The sequence below is a fragment of the Janthinobacterium sp. GW821-FHT03A03 genome, from assembly GCF_059421435.1.
The window spans coordinates 894,382-915,867 of record NZ_JBWKUZ010000001.1 but is presented as its reverse complement, the minus strand read 5'-3'; the positions used below and the strand labels follow the sequence as shown (position 1 = coordinate 915,867).

Genomic DNA, 21,486 nt, shown 5'->3' with positions numbered 1-21,486 from the left:
CTCGCTTGATGGCGGTCAGCCGATGGGGGTCATGGACACCGGTTTCAGCTTGGCCGCCAGCGCCTTGCCCTTCTTCGCGCGCTTGCCGATGTGATCGGCCAGGGCGGTTGCACCGAGCGAGGCATCCTGCGGCTTCGAGGCCCGGCCGATGCCGGAGACGACCACGCCGCGCTGGCTGATCGGCTGCACAGCCAGCAGCTTGTCCTTGCCTTCCAGTTCGATCAGCTTGACGCCTGTACCGCCCTTGGACAGGGTTTTCATCTCAAGCAAGCCAAATACCAGCAGGCGCGCACCTTCCGTCAGGCAGGCCACGGCGCTGGCGGCTTCCGGGATGACCTTCGGTTCGAGCGGCACGTCGCCGTCATCCAGGGTGATGAAGGCCTTGCCTCCCTTCAGACGGCTGACCATGTCGCCCGCCTTGGCGATGAAGCCGTAGCCGGCGCTCGACGCCAGCAGCAAGCTGGTGGCGCCATTGCCCGCAAAGTAATGCAGGATGCGCACGGCGTTGCCGGGCGTGCCGCCGCTCAGGTCGCACAAGGTCGTAATCGGCACGCCGTCGCCTCGCGCGTTGGGCAGCGCCGAGACGGGCACCGAGTAAATCTTGCCATTGTTGCCAAAGCCGAGCAGTGTGTCCACCGTGCGGCACTCGAAGGCGCCATGCAGGGTATCGCCCGCCTTGAACGTGAACTGCGCCGCATCGTGGCCGATGCCGGTGCGCGCGCGCACCCAGCCTTTTTCCGAGATGATGACGGTGACCGGTTCATCGACCACTTTTTGCTCCGCCACGGCTTTTTGCGCTTCCTCGATCAGGGTGCGGCGCGCATCGCCAAACTGCTTGGCGTCCGCTTCGATTTCGCGGATGATGGCGCGCTTCATCGAACCCGGGTTGTCGAGCAGGTCTTGCAGCGACTTTTCTTCCTTGCGCAGCTCGGCCAGTTCCTGCTGGATCTTGATCGTTTCCAGGCGCGCCAGCTGGCGCAAGCGGATTTCCAGGATATCGTCGGCCTGGCGCTCGGACAGCTTGAAGGCTTCGATCAGGGCCGCCTTCGGCTCGTCCGAATTGCGGATGATCTGGATTACCTTGTCGATATTGAGCAGGATCGCTTCGCGCCCTTCCAGGATATGGATGCGGTCCTTGACCTTGCCCAGCTTGTAGCCGGTGCGGCGCGTGACGGTCTCGAAGCGGAAATCGATCCATTCGCGCAGGATGTCGCCCAGGCCTTTCTGGCGCGGTCGGCCATCGCCGCCTATCATCACCAGATTGATCGAGGTCGACGATTCGAGCGACGTATGCGCCAGCAGCATCAGCATGAATTCCGTCTGGTCCTGGTTCTTCGACTTCGGTTCGAACACGAGGCGCACGGGTGCGGCGCGGCCAGATTCGTCGCGGATGGTGTCGAGCGAATTGAGGATCAGCGCCTTCAGGGCCACCTGGTCCGGCGACAGCGCCTTCTTGCCCAGCTTGATTTTCGGATTCGTCAGTTCCTCGATTTCTTCCAGGACCTTTTGCGACGAGGTGCCCGGCGGCAGTTCCGTGACGACCGCTTGCCACTGGCCGCGCGCCAGTTCCTCGATCTTCCAGCGCGCGCGCACCTTCATGCTGCCACGGCCGCTCGCATACATGTCCTGGATTTGCGATGGCGGCGTGATGATCTGGCCGCCGCCGGGGAAATCGGGGCCGGGCATGATGGCCATCAATTCGGCGTGCGTGATCTTCGGATCGCGGATCATGGCCACGGCCGCCTTGGCCACTTCCGCGAGGTTATGCGACGGGATTTCCGTCGCCAGACCCACGGCGATGCCGGAGGCGCCATTGAGCAGCACCATCGGCAGGCGGGCGGGCAGCAGCTTTGGTTCTTCCGTCGAACCATCGTAGTTGGGCTGGAAATCCACCGTGCCCATGCCGATTTCATCCATCAGCAGTTTGGCGATCGGCGTCAAACGTGCTTCCGTGTAGCGCATTGCCGCCGCGCCGTCGCCGTCGCGCGAGCCGAAGTTGCCCTGCCCGTCGATCAGCGGGTAGCGCAGCGAGAAATCCTGCGCCATGCGCACCAGCGCATCGTATACGGACTGGTCGCCGTGCGGGTGCAATTTACCCAGCACGTCGCCGACCACGGCCGCCGATTTGCGGGGCTTCGCCGTGGCATTCAATCCCAGCTCATTCATCGCATACAGGATGCGGCGCTGCACGGGCTTCTGGCCATCGCAGACGTCGGGCAGGGCGCGGCCCTTGACGACGGAGATGGCGTAATCGAGATAGGCACGCTCGGCGAAGGTGGAGAGGGTCAGCGCTTCGCCGTCGAATACCGGTTCATCCGGCTCGGTCGGCTCAGGCTGGGCATCGTCAAATAAATTGGTTTGTGTGGACATGGCGCTTATTTCGGTGTTAAGTGGTTGCGGTTGAATTCATGGAGCTGATTATGACAGCCCGGGTCTGGATAAGGCGGCGCCGTAGCGCAGGTAGATGCAGCGCACGGTGAAGTACAGCACGATCAGGGCCAGCTCGACGCCGTTATGCATCATCGACATGGCACGGACGGGCGCGGCCTGGCCGGCCAGCAAGACGCTGCCTAGGGATGGCACCAGTACCAGCGGCCAGACCGTCCTCCAGCGCAAATCGCTGGGCGAGATCAGCAGACCGGCGCACGACCAGGCATACAGCGCGGCACCGAGCGGCACGGCTGGCAGCAGCCGCAGGTACAGGGGCAGCAGCAGGCCGGCGCAGCCGATCAGCCATGCCACGCGCAGGCGCGGCAAGCGCTCCACGGGCAAGCCGCATTCTTCATACAGGCCGCCGGCGCTGCGCAAGGCCAGCAATAACAGGCAGAACATCATCGGCATGCCATTGGCGATGACGAGTGCCGTAGAGCCTTTGCCGTTCATGAACATGGCGGCGACCATTGCCAGGCCCAGGGCAGCGGCGAGCAGCACGCCGTTGAGCAGTTGGCGGTTCATGGCATATGCCAGCAGCGCCGAGGCGCACAAGCCCACCGAGGTCGCGATGCGCAGCGCCTCGCCCCGTTCGGGTAAAAACAGCAATAGCGCCAGCAGCAGATAGGGCACGATCCAGGCCAGTTGCAGCAGCCCGGGCCGCGCTTGCAGCATGGGCAGGCGTTTCTGCAGCGCTTCCTGCAGTGCCTGCAGCCGCGTGAACAGGGGGGCGGGCCAGCGCAGCGCATGCATGGCCAGCAGGGAAAAGGCCAGCACCTGGAATCCCAGCAGGCTGGCATACGCGCCCATGTCGCCCAGGCTGCCGCCGGCGACCTTGAACAGGCTGGACAGGATTAGGTGCAGCACGAAGCCCAGGCCTGCCGATGCGAAGGCCGTCTGTTTGAAATAGCGCCGCGAAAAAACCGCCTGCTCCCATTGCTCGAACAAATCCGTATCGAGTTTATAGGCCAGCATGTCGCCATGCTGCCAGCGTATCGTCTGCAGCAGCCCGCGCAGCTGCAGGTTGAATTTTTTGTCCAGCATCTGGCGCACATACGCCGACGGCGGCTGTTGCGACAGGATGCAGTCCAGGCCGGGATAGCTGTCGCGGTTGTCGCTGAAATGGGCGAACGAGCGGTCGGCCCGGTAGCGCTGCACGGCAGCGCGTACCAGGTCGCCATGGCGGCGCGCCAGGTAGGAAAAATCGTATTCCCAGCCCAGCTGCTCGAACAGCGCGTTGCGCAGCGACAGGTTGTAGCCGGCGCTGGCGCAATAGCGCAGCGCGCACACGTCGAATTCCTCGCGCACGTCGAGGTTGAGCAATTCTTCGCGCTCGAGGAAGCCGGCCAGCACGGCGGCCGCATCGCGGCGCCGCGACTGTTCCAGGAATGCCTGCCACAGGCTGGCCGCTTCCTCGACGGGATCGATGGCGACCACGCCCCATTGTTCCGGTGGCGGCATGCATTCCGGTGCTGGCTCATCGGGGACGCCCCACAGCTCCGCAGGCGCCTCCTGCGCCGCGTGTGTCTCTTGCGCCGCGTCGGCGAGAACGCCCCACAGTTCGGCCGCCGGCGCTTCCGCTGGTATGTCTACTGCCGGCGTCTGCATTGGCGCCGGTGGCGTCAAGCCGGTGTCTGTCTTTAAGCCGGATGCAAGGGCAGGAGGCAGACGCGCCGGGTCTGACTCCGGTCGTTCAGCCGCTGGCATGGCGTGCCGCTCTGCCAGCTCGGCGGCAAAGCGCGGCGCATGACGCAGCGCATATTCATAGGCGTCGCGCAGCTCCTGGAAGGCGGCCGGGTCGTCTTCCGGCCGCGTTACCTTCAGGCGTTTCGCGTAGGCGCGCTTGAGCGCGCGCTCGTCGCCTGTCGGCGCCGTGTCCAGGATGTCCCACAGGTTGCGTTCAGCGCTGTACGTGCCGCCGTCCATCAGTGGTCACTCCCGTTCTGGGACAGGTCGGGTAAAGTGGTTTGCAGGGGCATGGGCGCGCGTTCAGGCATGGACGTTCTCTTGCTGGTTTTCATAATACAGATTGGCCAGAATCAGCGTGGCGATGAGTGGCAGCAGGGCTTCCGGCATCATCAGGCGGCTATCGGGCAAATTGGAAAAAAAGGAGGTACTTGATGCCAGCGTGAGCTTGACCAGCAGCAGGGCCGGCCATAGCAGATGCCGGGACACGCTGGGCATCGTGAATTGGTACAGCGGCACCCCGGCCAGGCACCACAGCCAGGCCAGCACCGGCGCCAGGCCGGCCGGCAGCACGCCTGCCGCTGCGACAAAAAACAGCAAGGTGCCGCCCATCAGCCAGGTAATGCGCAATCGGTGGCGCCATGCCTTTGGCAAGCCCAGGGCCGGATACAGTTGCGCGCCGCCGCGCGCCAGCAGTATCAACAGGCACAGGCTGAAAGCAAAACAGGCACTGGCAGGAAAGGACTCGAAGGCGGTTTCCCGCATCAGCCAGGTCAGCAGCGATGCAATCGGCAGCAGGAGCAGATAGGCGCCCGGCTTGAAATGCGCTGAGGCGGCAAATGTCGCCAGCAGCGCGCAGGCTGCAAGCAGGATCGTGGCGCCAGAGACCAGTATCGGCGATGGTCTGTTGACAAACAGCAGCAGCGACAGAGCGGCATAGGCATACACCCAGCCGAATTGCCATTGGTGCCGATACCGGTGCTGCTGCAGGTAGACGCCAAAGTGCTGCTGCCTGAACTGCGCCATCCGCTCAAGCAGCGCGGTGGGGCGGTAAAAGGTAAACGCGGCGTAGGCCGAGAAGGACAGCAGCTGTGACAGCACGAAAAAAATAGAATAAAAGGAGTCGATGCCGAAGAGCCCCCAGCGTTCATGCATGAGCAGCGCGAGCCCGTAGACGGCGAGGCCGGTCACCGCGGAACGTACGGCGGTGCTGGTGAAATATTTTTTGGCGCGGGCTTTGCCCTCCCACCAGGTGATCGATGCGGGATCGATCTTGTAGGCCAGCAGGTCGCCATGATGCGCGCGCATGCCCTCGATCAGTGCCAGCATGGTCTGCGTCAATGCGCCATCGCGCAGACAGAACGCGGATGCCGGCGGCGTGGCCAGCAGCAGATCGAGGCATGCACCGTACTCTGCGCTGCGGCGCAAATAGGCCAGCGAAGACGTCGCGTTGTGGCGCCCGACCATGACGCGTGCCGCGTCCGCATCCATTTTGTGCAATTGCGGCAGCCGCTGGTCCCACTGGTAGTGCTCGATGAACCGGCCGCGTGTGGCGTCATGGCACGCAGCCGTGGCGCAGTAGCGCAGGGCCAGGCGTTCAAATTCCTCGCGCACGGCGAGGCGGGTCATCGCTTCACGCTTTTCCAGCGTTGAGAGCTTGATGCCAGTGCCGGAGTTCAGCCATTCCTGCCACAGGATCTGCGCTTCCTTCAGGGGATCGACTGTCACGGTTGGCGGTGCCGGTGGACGCGCCGCAGGCGGCACTTTGCCGAAGTCGAGCTTCGCGGCAGCCAGTGGGGCTAGTGTCGGCAGCGTGTCCGTGGCGGCCGGGGGCTCAGGCGCCGCGACTGGCAGCGCCGTTGTTCCGGCGTCGGCAGGCTGCTGTTGTTCCTGGCTGTGCGCCGCGACGCGCAATGCATATTCATAGGCATCGCGCAGGCGCTGGAATGCTGCCGCACCGTCTTCAGGACGGTTCAGCTTTAACTGGCGCGCATAGGCGCGCTTGATGTCGCGTTCATCGCTCGTCTTGGCGATGTCCAGGACATTCCAGATATCCAGCGTCTCGTTACCCGTCACAGGAAACTGTCACTTTCTATTTCCGTGAGTATCGCCGCAAACGCCGTACGCGCCTGCCGGATAACGGCTGGGTCCTGCGTCTCCAGCGCGGCCTGGAAGTTGGCCGTATGCGCGGCGATGTAGTTGCGCACGTCGCCCAGCGACTGTTCGTACAGGCGGTCCGCGCGCGTGACCAGGGTACGGTTTTCCAGCTGCTCGCGCGGGTGGATCTTCAGGTCGGCCAGCTCAAGAAAACGCTGTTCAATCTGCTCCGGCGTCATCACGCCGGCATTGTCGCTGATGACCATCTTGTGCCGTTCCTGCGTGGCCAGCACCGTCACTTCCGCTTCCAGCACGCCGCTGATGTCATAAGTGAAGCGTACGTCAATGCCGATCTCGCCCGCTTTTTTTGGGGGAATCGGGAAGCTGATCTTGCCAAGGAAGACGTTGTCGGCCACCAGGCGCGACTCGCCCTGGAAGATCGCCACGTTGATTTCCTTCTGGTTGTCGTAGATGGTGGTGATGTTTTCCGTGCGCGAGACGGGCACCACGGAGTTGCGCTCGATGATGGGCAGGTAATGGCCGCCTTCATACTGATTCGGGCCGATCTGGCGTGAAATCGAGATGCCCAGGGAATATGGCGCCACGTCTGTCATGACCACCTCGTCCAGCGCGGCGTCGCGCATCTTGAGGCCCGCCTGTACGGCGGCGCCCAGCGCCACGGCTTCGTCCGGGTCCAGATGGATGGCGGGGAAGCGGCCGAACATGCGCGACACCAGCTTGCGTACCAGCGGCATGCGCGTGGCGCCGCCGGCAAGCACCACTTCATTCAATTCGGCGGCGCGGATGGTGGCGTCGCGCAGCGCGCGTTCCACGGGCAGGCGCAGGCGCGCCAGCAGCGGTTCGCACAATTGCGCCAGCTTGTCTTCGCTGATCTCCCAGCTGTATTCCTTGTCCTGGTAGCGCGTGGCCATGCGCACGGACGGCTGGTCCGACAGCAAGCGCTTGGCCCGTTCCGCCTCGTCGCGCAGCAGCTGTTGCTGGCGCGGGTCCAGCGGGCGGCTGCCGACGGCGCTGCGCAAGCCGCTGTTGTCCAGAAAGGCGTCGACCAGCACGGTGACGAAGTCTTCGCCCCCTAAAAAATTATCGCCGGCCGAGGCACGCACTTCCATCACGCCCTCGAACAGCTCCAGAATCGACACGTCAAAGGTGCCGCCGCCCAGGTCGAAGACGAGGAATTTGCTTTCCTGTTCCTTGTCGCGGATGCCGTAGGCCAGTGCGGCAGCCGTCGGTTCGTTGAGCAAACGCTCCACGCGCAGGCCCGCCAGCTGGCCAGCGATGCGCGTGGCCTTGCGCTGTGCATCGCTGAAATACGCGGGCACGGTGATGATGGCCTCTTCGACTTTGTGGCCGAGGAAGGCTTCCGCATCTTCCTTCAGTGCGCGCAGCACCATCGATGACAGCTCTTCCGGACGGAATTGCTGGGTGCCGAGGACGATCTTCTTTTCGCTGCCCATATAGCGCTTGAAGACGGCCGCCGTCAGTTGCGGGTGGGTCTGCAGGCGTTCGCGCGCGGCGCGGCCCACCAGCACGGTGCCGTCGTCGTCGATGCTCACGCACGATGGCGTCAGGTGTTCGCCCAGTGCGTTCGGGATGATGGATGCCTTGCCGTCGCGCCAGATGGCGACCAGGCTGTTGGTGGTGCCGAGGTCGATGCCGATGATCATCAGATATCCGCCTCCGCTTCATTGCCGTGCTCTTCGATCCAGGCGCGGCGTCCGGCCGCTTCGCCTTTGCCCATCAGCATATTGAAGCGGGCGGCGGAGGCCATGTGGTCGATTTCGCCCAGGGTCACGGGCAGCAGGCGGCGCGTGTCCGGATTCATCGTCGTTTCCCACAACTGTTCGGCATTCATCTCGCCCAGGCCCTTGAAGCGCGAGATGGACCAGGCGCCCTGTTTCACGCCTTCCTTGCGCAGCTTGTCTTCGATGGCGACCAGTTCGCCGTCGTCGAGCGCGTAGATTTTCTGGATCGGTTTTTTGCCGCGCGCGGGCGCATCGACGCGGTACAGAGGCGGGCGGGCAATGCAGATGTGCCCTTTATTGATCAGCGCCGGGAAATGCTTGAAGAACAGGGTCAGCAGCAGTACCTGGATGTGCGAGCCGTCCACGTCCGCGTCCGAGAGGATGCAGATCTTGCCGTAGCGCAGGCCGGACAGGTCGGGCGAGTCGCCGATGCTGTGCGGATCGACGCCGATGGCCACGGCGATATCGTGGATCTCGTTATTGGCGAACAGGCGGTCGCGGTCTGTTTCCCACGAGTTTAATACCTTGCCGCGCAGCGGCAGGATGGCCTGGAATTCCTTGTCGCGCCCCATCTTGGCCGAACCGCCCGCCGAGTCGCCCTCGACGAGGAACAGTTCATTGCGCGCGATGTCCGATGATTCGCAGTCGGTCAGCTTGCCCGGCAACACGGCGACGCCCGAGGATTTTTTCTTTTCCACTTTTTGCAGCGAGCGCTGGCGCGATTGCGCCTGCTTGATGACCAGTTCGGCCAGCTTCTTGCCGTAGTCGACGTGCTGGTTCAGCCACAGCTCCAGCGGCGGCTTGGTGAAGGTCGAGACTAGGCGCACGGCGTCGCGCGAGTTCAGGCGTTCCTTGATCTGGCCCTGGAATTGCGGATCCAGCACTTTTGCCGACAGCACGAACGATGCGCGCGCGAACACGTCTTCCGGCAGCAGTTTCACGCCCTTGGGCAGCAGCGAGTGCATTTCGACGAAGTTTTTCACGGCGCCGAACAGGCCGTCGCGCAAACCCGATTCGTGTGTGCCGCCGTTCGAGGTGGGAATCAGGTTGACGTACGATTCGCGCACGATGGCGCCTTCTTCCGTCCACGCCACTACCCAGGCCGCGCCTTCGCCTTCGGCAAAGCCTTCCGAGTCCGGGCCCGCGTATTGCGCGCCTTCGAACAGGGGAATCAGGGTTTCGCCATTCGATACCTGCGCCAGCGTTTCGGTCAGGTAGCCGCGCAAGCCTTCCGCGTATTGCCAGGTCTGCGTATCGCCGGTCTTCGCGTTGGTCAGGGTGACGGTCACGCCGGGCAGCAGCACGGCTTTCGAGCGCAGCAGGCGCTGCAGCTCCGTTTGCGAGATATTCGGCGAATCAAAGTATTTTGCATCGGGCCAGGCGGTGACGCGCGTGCCGGATTTTTTTCCGTCGCGCGGGGCGGGACGGGAACTCAGGGGCTCGATCACGTCGCCGTTGGCAAACACCATGTGATGCAGGCCGTTGCCGTCGCTTTCCTTGCGCCAGACGGTGATTTCCAGGCGCGAGGACAGCGCATTGGTGACGGACACGCCGACGCCGTGCAGACCCCCTGAAAACGCGTAGGCGCCGCCCGAACCTTTATCGAATTTGCCGCCCGCGTGCAGCCTTGTAAACACGATTTCCACCGTCGGCACGCCTTCTTCCGGGTGCAGGCCGACGGGAATGCCGCGGCCATTGTCTTCGACGGTGATGCTGCCATCCGTGTTTTGCGTCACGGCGATATGCGTGCAATGACCTCCCAGCGCCTCGTCGGAGGCATTGTCGATCACTTCCTGAATGATGTGCAGCGGATTTTCAGTGCGGGTGTACATCCCCGGGCGCTGCTTGACGGGTTCCAGTCCTTTCAGGACACGGATGGATGATTCGCTGTAGTCGGATGCTGGTTTTTTAGTGGCCATACGTGTTCAAGCTAAGTAAAGACAGTGGTTGGAACGCCAGGCCTGGGCACTGCGGGGCGCAATGACAACGGCGGCGATAACTGTATGAATATACAGTATATCCCGTCCAGCGTCACTGGGGGAGGGCAGTGCGGCAGGCATGGCGTCCTTGTGCGGACGCTCGCGCATTCTATCTTGTCCTGCGAGCAATAGCGCTACTCCAAGGCAACAACAGTGCGCTGCGCGCGTGGTTTTGCGTCAATTGTGAAGGATTTTATGCGGTAAAGCCGCCGTTTTTACATCTTGTTTACAGCCCCTTCCCCAGTCTTTACGAATTTTTTAGACCCTTTTGGCTAATCTGCTCACTATCAAAACAAACCTGAATGAGGGTGGGAATGGATCTCGTGTATCTGGGCTTGATTGCCGTGTTTTTCGTCGTGGCGGCCGGCTTTGCCGCGGCCTGCGACAAACTGGGGAGCGTCAAATGAATGCCTTTTATGTGCTGGGCGCCGTCGTGTCGGCCGGTTTGCTCGTGTATTTGCTGGTGGCGCTGCTGAAGGCGGAGGAGCTGTGATGACGACGCAATCGATATTGTTACTGGTGGCCTTCCTGGCCGTGCTGCTGGCCGCCGGCTATCCGCTGGGCCTGTACATGGCCAGGGTGGCTGGCGACGGCCCCGTGCGCGGCCTGGGCTGGCTGCAAAAGCTGGAAAACCTGCTGTACCGCTGGTCCGGCCTGCCCGCCGACAAGGCCATGGGCTGGAAAAGCTATGCCATCGCCCTGATCGTCTTCAATACCGTGGGCGCCGTCTTCGTCTACGGCCTGCAGCGCCTGCAGGGCTTCCTGCCACTCAATCCGCAGGGTCTCGGCGCCGTCAGCCCCGATTCCTCGTTCAACACCACCGTCAGCTTCGTCGCCAATACCAACTGGCAGGGCTACGGCGGCGAACAGACCATGAGCTACCTGACACAGATGCTGGGCATGGCGTGCCAGAACTTCTTTTCGGCGGCCACCGGCATCGCCGTGATTTTCGCGCTGTTGCGCGGTTTCGCCTCGCGCTCGGGCAAATCGATCGGCAATTTCTGGGTCGACCTGGTGCGCTCGACCCTGTACATCCTGTTGCCGCTGTCGCTGGCGCTGTCCGTCGTCTTCATGGGCGAAGGCATGATCCAGAATTTTTCCGCCTACAAGGAAGTGACCCTGCTCGATCACGTGGCGTATGCAACGCCGAAAGTGACGGCTGACGGCCAGCCGGTGCTGGACGCGGCCGGCAAACCCGTGATGGAAGCGCAAGTGGCGGCAACGCAGACGATCGCCATGGGGCCCGTTGCGTCGCAGGAGTCGATCAAACTGCTGGGTACCAACGGCGGCGGCTTCTTCAATGCCAATTCCTCGCACCCGTACGAAAACCCGACCGTGCTGTCGAACTTCCTGCAGATGCTGGCCATTTTCATCATTCCCGCCGGCCTGTGCTTCACGTTCGGCCGCATGGTGGGCGACCTGCGCCAGGGCTGGGCCGTGCTGGCCGCGATGACCTTGATTTTTGTCGTCATGACGGCTGGCGTGATGAGCGCCGAGCAACAGGCCAATCCCGCCCTGCAAGCCTTGGGTGTAGACCAGCAGGCCAGCAGCCTGCAATCGGGCGGCAATATGGAAGGCAAGGAAACGCGCTTCGGCATCAGCTCCTCGACCCTGTTCGCGGCAGTGACGACGGCCGCATCGTGCGGCGCCGTCAATTCCATGCACGACTCCTACATGCCACTGGGCGGCATGGTGCCGCTGCTGCTGATGCAGTTCGGCGAAGTGATTTTCGGCGGCGTGGGCACGGGCCTGTACGGCATGCTGATGTTCGCCATCCTGGCCGTCTTCATCGCCGGCCTGATGATAGGCCGCACGCCTGAATACCTGGGCAAGAAAATCCAGGCCTATGAAATGAAGATGGTGTCGCTGGCCATCCTGGTCACGCCAGCGCTCGTATTGACGGGCACGGCGATTGCCGTGATGGTCGAACCGGGCAAGATCGGCGTGGCCAATCCGGGCGCGCACGGTTTCTCGGAGATCCTGTACGCCTTCACCTCGGCGGCCAACAACAACGGCAGTGCCTTTGCCGGCCTGTCCGCCAATACGCCGTTTTATAACGTGATGCTGGCGATCGCCATGTGGTTCGGCCGCTTCGGCGTGATCGTGCCAGTGCTGGCGGTGGCCGGTTCGCTGGCGGCCAAGCAGCGCCTGTCTGCCAATGCCGGCACCATGCCCACGCACGGACCCATGTTTATCGGCCTGCTGATCGGCGTTGTCGTGCTGGTTGGTGTATTGAATTACGTTCCCGCGCTGGCCCTGGGCCCGATCGTCGAACACCTGCAACTTTTCATAAAATAAGAGGCTACCATGTCACGCACAAGCCTGACCTTGTTCGACTCCGCATTGATCGGCCCCGCCGTCGTCGATGCATTCAAAAAACTCGACCCGCGCACACAGTGGCGCAGCCCAGTGATGTTCGTCGTCTACGTGGGCAGCATTATCACGACCCTGCTGGCCATCCAGGCCCTGAACGGTCAGGGTGAAGCGCCGTTCGGCTTCATCGTTGCCGTCGCCGTGTGGCTGTGGTTTACCGTGCTCTTCGCGAATTTCGCCGAAGCGCTGGCTGAAGGCCGCAGCAAGGCGCAGGCAGCATCCCTGCGCGCCCTGAAGCAGACGGTGATGGCAAAGAAAATGCAAACGCCGAAATACGGCACTTCCTGGCTGCCCACGCCGGCGACCGACCTGCGCAAGGGCATGACCGTGCTGGTCGAGGCAGGCGACGTGATTCCAGCTGACGGCGAAGTGACGGCCGGCGTGGCCTCCGTCGACGAGAGCGCCATCACGGGGGAGTCGGCGCCCGTCATCCGCGAGTCGGGCGGCGATTTTTCCGCCGTCACCGGCGGCACCCGCGTGCTGTCGGACTGGCTGCTGGTGCGCGTGTCCGTCAATCCGGGCGAAGCCTTCATTGACCGCATGATCGCCATGGTCGAAGGCGCCAAGCGCCAGAAGACGCCAAATGAAATCGCCCTGACGATTCTGCTGGTGGCTCTGTCGATCGTCTTCCTGATCGTCACCGTGACCCTGCTGCCGTACTCGCTGTTTTCCGTGGCGGCGGCCGGCACCGGCGCACCCGTCAGCATCACGGTATTGATCGCGCTGCTCGTGTGCCTGATCCCGACCACCATCGGCGGTTTGCTGTCCGCCATCGGCGTGGCCGGCATGAGCCGCATGATGCAGGCCAATGTGATCGCCACCTCGGGCCGCGCCGTGGAAGCGGCGGGCGACGTGGACGTGCTGTTGCTCGACAAGACGGGCACCATCACCCTGGGCAACCGCCAGGCATCGAATTTCGTGCCGGCGCCCGGCGTGACGGAGCAGCAGCTGGCCGACGCGGCGCAACTGGCCTCGCTGGCCGATGAAACGCCGGAAGGGCGCAGCATCGTCGTGCTGGCCAAGCAGAAGTTCAATATCCGCGAACGCGAGATGGCCAGCCTGCACGCCACGTTTGTCCCGTTCACGGCGCAGACGCGCATGAGCGGCGTGGATATCCCGGCCGGCGAGCATGTGCGCCAGCTGCGCAAGGGAGCGGCCGACTCGATGAAAAAGTATGTGGAAGCGCTGGGGCAGCCGTATCCCGATGAAGTGGCGCGCGCCGTTGACGATATCGCCCGCCGCGGCAGCACGCCGCTGGTGGTGGTCGACGATGGCCGCATCATGGGCGCCGTGGAACTGAAGGATATCGTCAAGGGCGGCATCAAGGAGCGCTTCGCGGAGCTGCGCCGCATGGGTATCAAGACGGTCATGATCACGGGTGACAACAAGCTGACGGCGGCGGCCATCGCCGCCGAGGCGGGCGTGGACGATTTCCTGGCCGAAGCGACGCCGGAAGACAAACTGAAACTTATCCGCAGCTATCAGTCCGAAGGCCGTCTGGTGGCCATGACGGGCGACGGTACCAATGATGCGCCTGCGCTGGCGCAGGCCGACGTGGCCGTTGCCATGAACTCCGGCACGCAGGCGGCGAAGGAAGCGGGCAATATGGTCGACCTGGACTCGAACCCGACCAAGTTGCTGGAAATCGTAGAAATCGGCAAACAGATGCTGATGACGCGCGGTTCGCTGACGACGTTCTCGATTTCGAACGACATCGCCAAGTACTTCGCCATCATCCCGGCCGCCTTCGTGGGCACGTATCCGCAATTGAAGGCGCTCGACGTCATGCACCTGGCCAGCCCTGCCTCGGCCATCATGTCGGCCGTGATCTTCAATGCACTGATCATCGTCGTGCTCATTCCGCTGGCGTTGAAGGGCGTGCAATACCGGGCCATCGGCGCGGCCAGCCTGTTGCGCCGCAACCTGCTGATCTACGGCCTGGGCGGCATCATCCTGCCTTTCATCGGTATCAAGCTGATCGACATGCTGCTGTCCGCACTCAATTTAGTCTAAAGGAACCACCATGAGCACTATCGTACGTCCCGCCCTGGTCCTGTTTGCCGCATTGACCGTGATCTGCGGCGTCGTCTATCCGTTTGCCACGGCCGGCATCGGGCAGCTGGCCTTCAACGATGAAGTCAACGGCAGCATCGTCGAACGTGGTGGCAAGCCCATCGGCTCGACCCTGATCGGCCAGTCGTTCACCTCGCCCAAGTACTTCTGGGGCCGTCCATCGGCCACCGCGCCGATGGCCAATAACGGCGCCGGTTCGGGCGGCTCGAACCAGGGGCCGACCAATCCGGCCCTGGTGGACGCCGTCAAGGCGCGCATCGCCGCGCTGAAGGAAGTCGACCCCGGCAACACGCGCGCCATCCCCGTCGACCTGGTGACGGCGTCGAGCAGCGGCCTGGATCCGGAAATCAGCCTGGCGGCCGCCCTGTACCAGGCGCCACGCGTGGCCCGCGTCCGCGCCGTGCCACTGGCGCAGGTGGAGAACGCGATCGCCAAGGTGCAGAAAACAGCGTATATCGGCTTTTTCGGCGAACCGCGCGTGAATGTGCTGGAACTGAATCTGGCGCTCGATGCGGCCGCGAAGTAAGATGATAGCGGGGTCAGTCGATGCGTGATCGGAGCGCGTCTCATCGGGGCGCGCTCCCCCGCCGGGTCTGACCCTAGATTTTGCTTTCAAGTTGGTTTAATTTAAAAAGATGCCCCATGCTCCCCAACGACAGCCAACGCCCAGACCCTGATGCCCTGCTGGCACAAGTGCAGGCGCAGGAAAAGAAAGCCGCGCGCGGCCGGCTGCGCATTTATTTTGGCGCTTCGGCCGGCGTCGGCAAGACCTACGCGATGCTGGCTGCCGCCCGCAAATTGCTGGCCGATGGCCAGGATTTGCTGGTGGGTGTGGTGGAGACGCATGGGCGCCAGGATACGGTCGCTCTGCTGGATGGTTTGCCGCTGTTGCCGCTCAAAGCCGTCGAGTACCGCGGCAAGACCCTGTTCGAGTTCGACCTGGACGCGGCGCTGTCGCGCGCTCCGTCGCTGATACTGATGGATGAACTGGCCCACTCGAACGTGGCCGGTTCGCGTCATCCGAAGCGCTGGCAGGATGTCGAGGAATTGCTGGCGGCCGGCATCGACGTGCTATCGACTGTGAATGTGCAGCACCTGGAAAGCCTCAATGATGTGGTGGGCGGGATCACGGGCGTGCGCGTGGCCGAAACCCTGCCCGACACGGTGTTCGACCGCGCCGACGAAGTGGTGCTGGTCGATATCCCGGCCGATGAACTGCTGCGCCGCCTGAAGCAGGGAAAGGTTTATCAGCCGCAGCAGGCGGAGCGGGCGTCGCAGCATTTTTTCCGCAAGGGGAATCTGATCGCCCTGCGCGAACTGGCCTTGCGCCGCACGGCAGACCGCGTGCAGGACGACGTGCAGGCCTACCGCGTCGAGAAATCCATCAATCCCGTCTGGAAGACGGGCGCTGCGCTGCTGGCCTGCGTGGGGCCGCGCGCGGGCGGTGAACATGTAATCCGCAGCACGGCACGTCTGGCCAGCCAGCTGAACGCCGAATGGCACGCGCTGTACGTGGAAACGCCACGCCTGCAACGGCTGCCGGCGCGCCAGCGCGAACGCATCCTCAAGACGTTGAAACTGGCGCAGGACCTGGGGGCGCGCACGGCCATCGTGCCATCGGGCGACATCGCCGGCGCCGTGGTCGATTATGCGCGCAATGCGAATATCTCGAAAGTCATCGTCGGAAGGGGGCAAGGCAGCGTCGTGGCGCGCCTGTGGAATGCGCCGCCGGCCGTGCGCATGGCCAGCCTGGCGCCGGATATCGACCTGATCGAAGTGGGCTTGCCGCCGGCTGACGTGGCTGTCCGGCGCACGGCGGGCGACGAGGCGCCCGCACCGCGACGCCCCTCGCGCCACTGGCGCTACCTGTCGGCCGCCGGCGCCAGCCTGGCCACTGCCCTGGCCTCAGTGCCACTGCAGCCCTACCTGGACCTGGCCAATATCGCCATGCTGTCGCTGCTGACGGTGGTGCTGGTGGCCGTGCGCCTGGGGCGCGGGCCGGCGGCGCTGGCCAGCCTGGTGGGCGTGGCCTGCTTTGATTTCATCTTCGTGCCGCCGCGCTTCTCGTTTGCCGTGGGCGACTTCCAGTACGTGATCACCTTTGGCGTGATGCTGGCCGTGGGCCTGATCACCGGGCACCTGACTGCGGGCCTGCGCTTCCAGGCACGCGTGGCCTCGCACCGTGAGGCGCGTGCCCGCGCCCTGTATGAATTTTCGCGTGAATTGTCTGGCGTGCTGCAGACGGAGCAGATTTTCGATATCACGAAAAGCGCCATCGAACGGGCTTTCCGCGCCCGCGCCACTTTGCTCCTGCCTGACGATGAAGGCCGCTTGCAGGAGTCTCAAGGCACGGCCATGGGAGGCGAGCAGCTGGACATGGGCATTGCGCAGTGGGCTTTCGACCAAGCCCAGGCGGCCGGCACGGGCACCGACACCCTGCCCGGGTCGAGCATTTTCTACCTGCCGCTGATCGCGCCCATGCGCACGCGGGGCTTGCTGGCGCTGCTGCCGCTGGAGGCGCCAACCCACGGGCGCTGGCTGCTGGTGCCGGAGCAGCGCCAGCATCTCGACACCTTTGCCGCGCTGGCGGCCATCGCCCTCGAACGCGTGCACTACATCGACGTGGCGCAGGGCGCACTGGTGCAGATGGAATCGGAGCGGCTGCGCAATTCGCTGCTGGCGGCCCTGTCGCACGACTTGCGCACGCCATTGACGTCGCTGGTGGGTCTGGCAGAATCGCTGGCCCTGTCCCGGCCTGCGCTGTCGCCCGCGCAGCTGGACATGGCGCGTTCGCTGCAGTCCGAAACAGTGCGCATGAGCGCCCTGGTGGCGAACCTGCTGGACATGGCGCGCATCGAGAGTGGCCAGGTGCGCCTGAACCTGCAGTGGCAGGCGCTGGAGGAGGTAGTGGGCAGCGCGCTGCGCGCCAGCGGCCCGCAGTTGCAGGCCCATCGGGTGCAGACGCAACTGGCGCCAGACTTGCCGCTGGTGCGTTACGACGCCGTGCTGATCGAGCGCGTGCTGTGCAACCTGCTGGAAAACGCGGCCAAGTACACGCCGCCTGGCAGCACCATCACTGTCGCGGCCGGGGTGCACGGCCAGTTCCTCCAGGTGAGGGTGCTCGATGATGGGCCGGGCCTGCCGCCTGGCCGTGAAGAAGCCATCTTTGAAAAATTCACGCGCGGCGAGCGCGAATCGAACAAGCCCGGCGTCGGGTTGGGGCTGGCCATTTGCCGCGCCATCGTTGAAGCGCACGGCGGCACCATTCATGCGCAGCCGCAAGCGCCAGGACAGGGCGCTGCCATCGTCTTCAGTCTGCCCTTGGGTACGCCGCCGGCGTTGCCTGACGCGGAGTTGGACGACGCCAACGTATTTGAAACAGGAAAACCATCATGAACGAACCTTCCGCCACGGCCTTGCTGGTCGAGGATGAACCGCAAATTCGCCGCTTCGTGCGCTCCGCGCTGGAGGACGAAGGCTGGCAGATCTTCGAGTCCGCTACCATGCAGCGGGGCTTGATCGATGCCGGCACGCGCCGGCCGGACCTGATCGTGCTGGACCTGGGCCTGCCCGACGGAGACGGCATCGACTTCATTGCCGATATCCGAAAATGGTCGGCGGTGCCCATCATCGTGCTCTCTGCGCGGGTTGACGAGCAGGACAAGATTCGCGCGCTCGATGCGGGCGCCGACGATTACCTGACCAAGCCGTTCGGTGTGGGCGAGCTGCTGGCGCGCGTGCGCGCCACCTTGCGCCGCCAGCGCCAGCCCGCCGCCAGCGACGACGGCGTGGTGCAGTTCGGCGACGTGCGGGTCGACCTGAAGGACCGGCTGGTGACGCGCAACAAGCAGCTGGTGCACATGACGCCGACGGAATTTCGTTTGCTGTCGGTCCTCGTGAAGAACGCGGGCAGGGTGGTCACCAATCCGCAGCTGCTGCGCGAAGTATGGGGGCCGTCGAACAGCGAAAACGGCCACTACCTGCGCATCTACATGGGCCATCTGCGCCAGAAGCTGGAAGCCGATCCGGCCCAGCCGCAGTACCTGCTGACGGAAACGGCCGTCGGCTACCGGCTGCTGCTGCCGCTCTAACACCTGATATCCCCTGTTGGAAAACAGGCGCCGCGCGCGCCAGGGGGACGCTTTACTTTAAATTTTTGCAGCGAATTTTTGCAGCAGCGGGCCAGCTGCGCCATGTTGGCAAAGGCCCATACCACCCATGAAGAAGAAAAAACCATGAATAAAATGTTACTTGCACTTGCCGTCGCGACCGCCTTTACTGGCAGCCTGGCCCACGCGGAAGAGACCAAGCCCGACAATGAAGTCAGTTTCAACGTGGCCGGCGTGTCCGACTACCGTTATCGGGGCATCTCGCAGACGCGCTTGAAGCCCGCGCTGCAGGGCGGCGTGGATTACATCAACAACCCGACTGGCCTGTATGCGGGCGCCTGGGCTTCCACCATCAAGTGGACCAAGGATGCGGGCGGCAGCGGCGACGTGGAAGTGGACCTGTATGCGGGCAAGCGCGGGCAGCTGAGTAGTGATATCGGTTACGACGTCGGCGTGCTCGCCTATGTGTATGCGGACAACGGCTTGAAGCACATCGCCGGCCTGGCCGACGCGGATACGCAGGAAGTCTACGGCCAGCTGTCGTACGGCCCCGCCTACGTCAAGTATTCGCACGCCGTCTCGAACCTGTTCGGCATCGTCAACAGCAAGAACAGCGGCTACCTCGATATCGGCGCGACCATCGACCTGACGAACGGCTGGACCGGCAACCTGCATGCGGGCCACCAGAAAGTGAAAAACAATGACGCGGCTAGCTACACGGACTGGAAAGTCGGCGTCGCGCGCGACTTCGGCTTTGTTTCGGGCGCGCTGGCCGTGATCGGCACGAACGCGGGCAAGTCGGCGTATGCCTCGCCCGTAAATGGCAAATTTATGGGCAAGACGGCACTGCAGCTGACGGTCAGCAAGACGTTTTAATTGACGGAGATGAGAGGAGAGGCGGCGCATGCGCCGCCTTTTTTGCGCTAAAAACAGGGTCAGTCACTGCCTGACCGGAGCGCGTCCCATTGGGGCGCGCTCCCCCGTCAGGTCAGACCCCGGCTGTCGGGAGCTATGCGGCGCGGTGATGGCTGTCGAAGACGGCGCAATACAGCTGTCCCAGGCCGACCACGCGGGCGGCCGGAATCTGCGTGGCCAGGGCATGGGCGGCTGCCGCTTGCGTATCTGTCGCCAACAGGACGCGCAGCCCCGGGTTGAAGCTGCGTGCATGCGCGATGCGGCGCGCCAGGCCAGCCTGCGCGGCGGCGTCAGCAACGCCGTCGAGCGGCACCACGAGCACGCGCGCGGCGATCAGGGCCGAGCGGCTGCCCATGGAGTCGCGGCCTTCGCTGTCGATGACAATGTCGTGGTAGCAGGTCACCAGGTGCTCCAGTTCCGGCTGCACGCCCTTGGCGCTGATGGCGCGCGCCATCAGGCGCGGCCGCGTCACGCTGCCGTGCATGGCGCCGTCGTGCATGTTCCTGGCCTGTGCCATGGCTCCCTGGCGCGGATCGGCATCGAGCAGCAATACCTTGCGTCCGGCCAGCGCGCGCGAGGCGGCCAGCCGCCCGGCCACGATGGACTTCTCCATGCCCCCGCGTTCATCCGTGATGGCGATGATCATCTTGGCGTACGGCTGGCATGATGTTGGCGGTGGAGACCAGCTGCAGCAGACAGCCTGCGCGCGGCTCTTCTTTGTCGCTGGCAGTCCAGCGGGGCAGGTCCATCAAGGGTTCCAGTGCCGCAGCCAGCCTGGCCTGGCCGGCGGACGACATGGCGGTCATCGGCAGGCGCAGTTCGTCGCGCGCCTTGCCCTGCAAGGCCAGGGCCGCCTTGACAGGGCCTGGATTCGGCTCGGAGAACAACAGGCGAATGACGGGCAGCATTGTCTTGAACAGGGCGCTGGCGGCGCCGTGGCGCCCGGATTTGACGAGGTCGAACAATTGCGCGTACAGGTCGGGGCGCACCTGGGCAGCGGCCGACATGGCGCCGTGGCCGCCCATGGTGAGGCTGGCCAGCAGCAGCGCATCGTCGCCGCACAAGACGTCCAGGCGCGTCTCAAGCAGCAGTTCGCCCAGCTGCTGCAGCTTGCCGCCGGCTTCCTTGATGGCGACGAAGTGCGAGTCGCGCGCCAGCAGCGCCGCCGTCTGCGGCTCGATATTGACGCCCGTGCGCGCCGGCACGTTGTACAGCACGATGGACTGGTCGGTGGCGGCGGCGATGGCCTGGAAGTGGCGCACGATGCCGTCCTGCGAGGGGCGCACGTAGGCGGGCGCGGAAATCAGCAGGCCGGCCAGCGGATGGTCGTTATAGCGCTGCACGGAGGCGACAACGCCGCGCGTATCGCTGCCGCCTATCCCCATCACGACGGGGAAGCGGGGGCCGACGGCTTCGAGCACGCTGTCTAAAAGCATGGTTTTTTCCGCGGCGCTCAGCATGGCCGCTTCGCCCGTGGTGCCGCACACCACCAGGCCGTCAATGCCGCTGGTGGCCAGTTCGCACGCGAGCTGCTGCGCGGCGTCGAAGTCGATGTCGCCATCGCCATCATAAAATGGCGTGACCATGGGCACCCAGATGCCCTGAAAGTGCGCGGTGATGCGCGATGAAGACATCGCCTGGTCGCAGGCATACTGGTTCATAGCGATTTCCCCTGGCTGATGCGGCCAAATTCAGCTGCCGGCAGCAGGCGCATGACGGCATCCATGGTCAGGCGCAGGGCCGGTTCCGTCACGCACAACCATACCTTCATGCGCTCGGCATGGTCGACCGCCTCGACGCGCATGAACGACAGCATGCTGCCGCAGGTCCTGACGACCAGCTGGCGCAGCTCGGCCAGGCAGGACTTGTCGACCGTGATATGCATGAGGAAGGTGGGCAGGCGGGGATGGCGGTGGGGCAGAGCATGATGCGCTTGATGCGCTTGATGCGCTTGATGCGTTTGCAGGCGTGAATGGGGTTCCATGGTGGCTTTGCAGCGGTGGTTGAGGTACGTTCAAGATTAGCAGCGGGGGCGTAAAGATTCTCTAAAAAGCGGGGCCG

15 protein-coding genes are annotated in these 21,486 nt (G+C 64.0%); 7 read left to right on the top strand and 8 right to left on the bottom strand.

Features of this window, described 5'->3' with window-relative positions:
• Positions 1 to 15: 15 nt before the first annotated feature.
• The 5 genes from parC to AC07VI_RS04135 form a co-directional block, all read right to left on the bottom strand.
• Complete coding sequence (gene parC, locus AC07VI_RS04155; protein ID WP_086143712.1) at positions 16 to 2,370, bottom strand: DNA topoisomerase IV subunit A; 2,355 nt, start codon at positions 2,368 to 2,370, stop codon at positions 16 to 18.
• A gap of 48 nt (positions 2,371 to 2,418) precedes the next feature.
• Positions 2,419 to 4,356, bottom strand: a complete 1,938-nt coding sequence (locus tag AC07VI_RS04150; protein WP_492995805.1) for a J domain-containing protein — start codon at positions 4,354 to 4,356, stop codon at positions 2,419 to 2,421.
• A 63-nt stretch (positions 4,357 to 4,419) separates the two neighbouring features.
• Positions 4,420 to 6,192: a J domain-containing protein gene (locus tag AC07VI_RS04145; RefSeq protein WP_492995803.1), complete on the bottom strand. Its 1,773-nt coding sequence runs from the start codon at positions 6,190 to 6,192 to the stop codon at positions 4,420 to 4,422.
• Positions 6,189 to 7,898, bottom strand: a complete 1,710-nt coding sequence (locus AC07VI_RS04140; RefSeq protein ID WP_086143715.1) for a molecular chaperone HscC — start codon at positions 7,896 to 7,898, stop codon at positions 6,189 to 6,191. Before AC07VI_RS04140 ends, AC07VI_RS04145 begins: the two co-directional genes overlap by 4 nt.
• Positions 7,898 to 9,895, bottom strand: coding sequence for a DNA topoisomerase IV subunit B (locus tag AC07VI_RS04135; protein WP_086143716.1), 1,998 nt, complete (start codon positions 9,893 to 9,895; stop codon positions 7,898 to 7,900). Before AC07VI_RS04135 ends, AC07VI_RS04140 begins: the two co-directional genes overlap by 1 nt.
• Before the next feature lie 463 nt (positions 9,896 to 10,358).
• Between AC07VI_RS04135 and kdpF the strand changes: the two genes are divergently transcribed.
• The 7 genes from kdpF (at position 10,359) to AC07VI_RS04100 (ending at position 19,386) form a co-directional block, all read left to right on the top strand.
• Positions 10,359 to 10,448, top strand: coding sequence for a K(+)-transporting ATPase subunit F (kdpF, locus tag AC07VI_RS04130; RefSeq protein ID WP_034746483.1), 90 nt, complete (start codon positions 10,359 to 10,361; stop codon positions 10,446 to 10,448).
• Entirely contained in the window at positions 10,448 to 12,253 is a 1,806-nt protein-coding gene (kdpA, locus tag AC07VI_RS04125; RefSeq protein ID WP_086143717.1) for a potassium-transporting ATPase subunit KdpA, read from the top strand. Before kdpF ends, kdpA begins: the two co-directional genes overlap by 1 nt.
• Before the next feature lie 9 nt (positions 12,254 to 12,262).
• Positions 12,263 to 14,341, top strand: a complete 2,079-nt coding sequence (kdpB, locus tag AC07VI_RS04120; protein WP_492995799.1) for a potassium-transporting ATPase subunit KdpB — start codon at positions 12,263 to 12,265, stop codon at positions 14,339 to 14,341.
• 10 nt (positions 14,342 to 14,351) lie between these two features.
• Positions 14,352 to 14,927 carry a potassium-transporting ATPase subunit KdpC gene (gene kdpC / locus AC07VI_RS04115; protein WP_099374148.1) on the top strand — a complete coding sequence of 192 codons (576 nt, stop codon included), beginning with the start codon at positions 14,352 to 14,354 and terminating at the stop codon, positions 14,925 to 14,927.
• Positions 14,928 to 15,043: 116 nt separating this feature from the next.
• Positions 15,044 to 17,797, top strand: coding sequence for a DUF4118 domain-containing protein (locus AC07VI_RS04110; RefSeq protein WP_492995796.1), 2,754 nt, complete (start codon positions 15,044 to 15,046; stop codon positions 17,795 to 17,797).
• A complete protein-coding gene (gene kdpE, locus AC07VI_RS04105; protein WP_071321986.1) occupies positions 17,794 to 18,492 on the top strand; it encodes a two-component system response regulator KdpE in 699 nt (232 codons plus the stop codon). The genes AC07VI_RS04110 and kdpE overlap by 4 nt, the downstream gene beginning before the upstream one ends.
• Positions 18,493 to 18,636: 144 nt before the next feature.
• Entirely contained in the window at positions 18,637 to 19,386 is a 750-nt protein-coding gene (locus tag AC07VI_RS04100; RefSeq protein ID WP_492995794.1) for a TorF family putative porin, read from the top strand.
• Positions 19,387 to 19,519: 133 nt separating this feature from the next.
• Here AC07VI_RS04100 and AC07VI_RS04095 read toward each other — a convergent pair whose 3' ends face one another.
• The 3 genes from AC07VI_RS04095 to AC07VI_RS04085 are packed head-to-tail and all read right to left on the bottom strand — an operon-like array spanning position 19,520 to position 21,310.
• Positions 19,520 to 20,038: a P-loop NTPase family protein gene (locus AC07VI_RS04095; protein WP_492995792.1), complete on the bottom strand. Its 519-nt coding sequence runs from the start codon at positions 20,036 to 20,038 to the stop codon at positions 19,520 to 19,522.
• A 10-nt stretch (positions 20,039 to 20,048) separates the two neighbouring features.
• Entirely contained in the window at positions 20,049 to 21,086 is a 1,038-nt protein-coding gene (gene dapA / locus AC07VI_RS04090) for a 4-hydroxy-tetrahydrodipicolinate synthase (protein WP_492995790.1), read from the bottom strand.
• Positions 21,083 to 21,310 carry a hypothetical protein gene (locus tag AC07VI_RS04085; RefSeq protein WP_086143975.1) on the bottom strand — a complete coding sequence of 76 codons (228 nt, stop codon included), beginning with the start codon at positions 21,308 to 21,310 and terminating at the stop codon, positions 21,083 to 21,085. The genes dapA and AC07VI_RS04085 overlap by 4 nt, the downstream gene beginning before the upstream one ends.
• Positions 21,311 to 21,486 lie beyond the last annotated feature (176 nt).

Coding starts and splice junctions, on each gene's coding strand:
- kdpB (WP_492995799.1), top strand. CDS start 12,263: ATGTCACGCACAAGCCTGACCTTGTTCGACTCCGCATTGATCGGCCCC.
- kdpE (WP_071321986.1), top strand. CDS start 17,794: ATGAACGAACCTTCCGCCACGGCCTTGCTGGTCGAGGATGAACCGCAA.
- AC07VI_RS04135 (WP_086143716.1), bottom strand. CDS start 9,895: ATGGCCACTAAAAAACCAGCATCCGACTACAGCGAATCATCCATCCGT.
- AC07VI_RS04110 (WP_492995796.1), top strand. CDS start 15,044: ATGCTCCCCAACGACAGCCAACGCCCAGACCCTGATGCCCTGCTGGCA.
- kdpA (WP_086143717.1), top strand. CDS start 10,448: ATGACGACGCAATCGATATTGTTACTGGTGGCCTTCCTGGCCGTGCTG.
- AC07VI_RS04140 (WP_086143715.1), bottom strand. CDS start 7,898: ATGATCATCGGCATCGACCTCGGCACCACCAACAGCCTGGTCGCCATC.
- AC07VI_RS04150 (WP_492995805.1), bottom strand. CDS start 4,356: ATGGACGGCGGCACGTACAGCGCTGAACGCAACCTGTGGGACATCCTG.
- parC (WP_086143712.1), bottom strand. CDS start 2,370: ATGTCCACACAAACCAATTTATTTGACGATGCCCAGCCTGAGCCGACC.
- AC07VI_RS04085 (WP_086143975.1), bottom strand. CDS start 21,310: ATGCATATCACGGTCGACAAGTCCTGCCTGGCCGAGCTGCGCCAGCTG.
- kdpF (WP_034746483.1), top strand. CDS start 10,359: ATGAATGCCTTTTATGTGCTGGGCGCCGTCGTGTCGGCCGGTTTGCTC.
- dapA (WP_492995790.1), bottom strand. CDS start 21,086: ATGAACCAGTATGCCTGCGACCAGGCGATGTCTTCATCGCGCATCACC.
- kdpC (WP_099374148.1), top strand. CDS start 14,352: ATGAGCACTATCGTACGTCCCGCCCTGGTCCTGTTTGCCGCATTGACC.
- AC07VI_RS04095 (WP_492995792.1), bottom strand. CDS start 20,038: ATGGAGAAGTCCATCGTGGCCGGGCGGCTGGCCGCCTCGCGCGCGCTG.
- AC07VI_RS04100 (WP_492995794.1), top strand. CDS start 18,637: ATGAATAAAATGTTACTTGCACTTGCCGTCGCGACCGCCTTTACTGGC.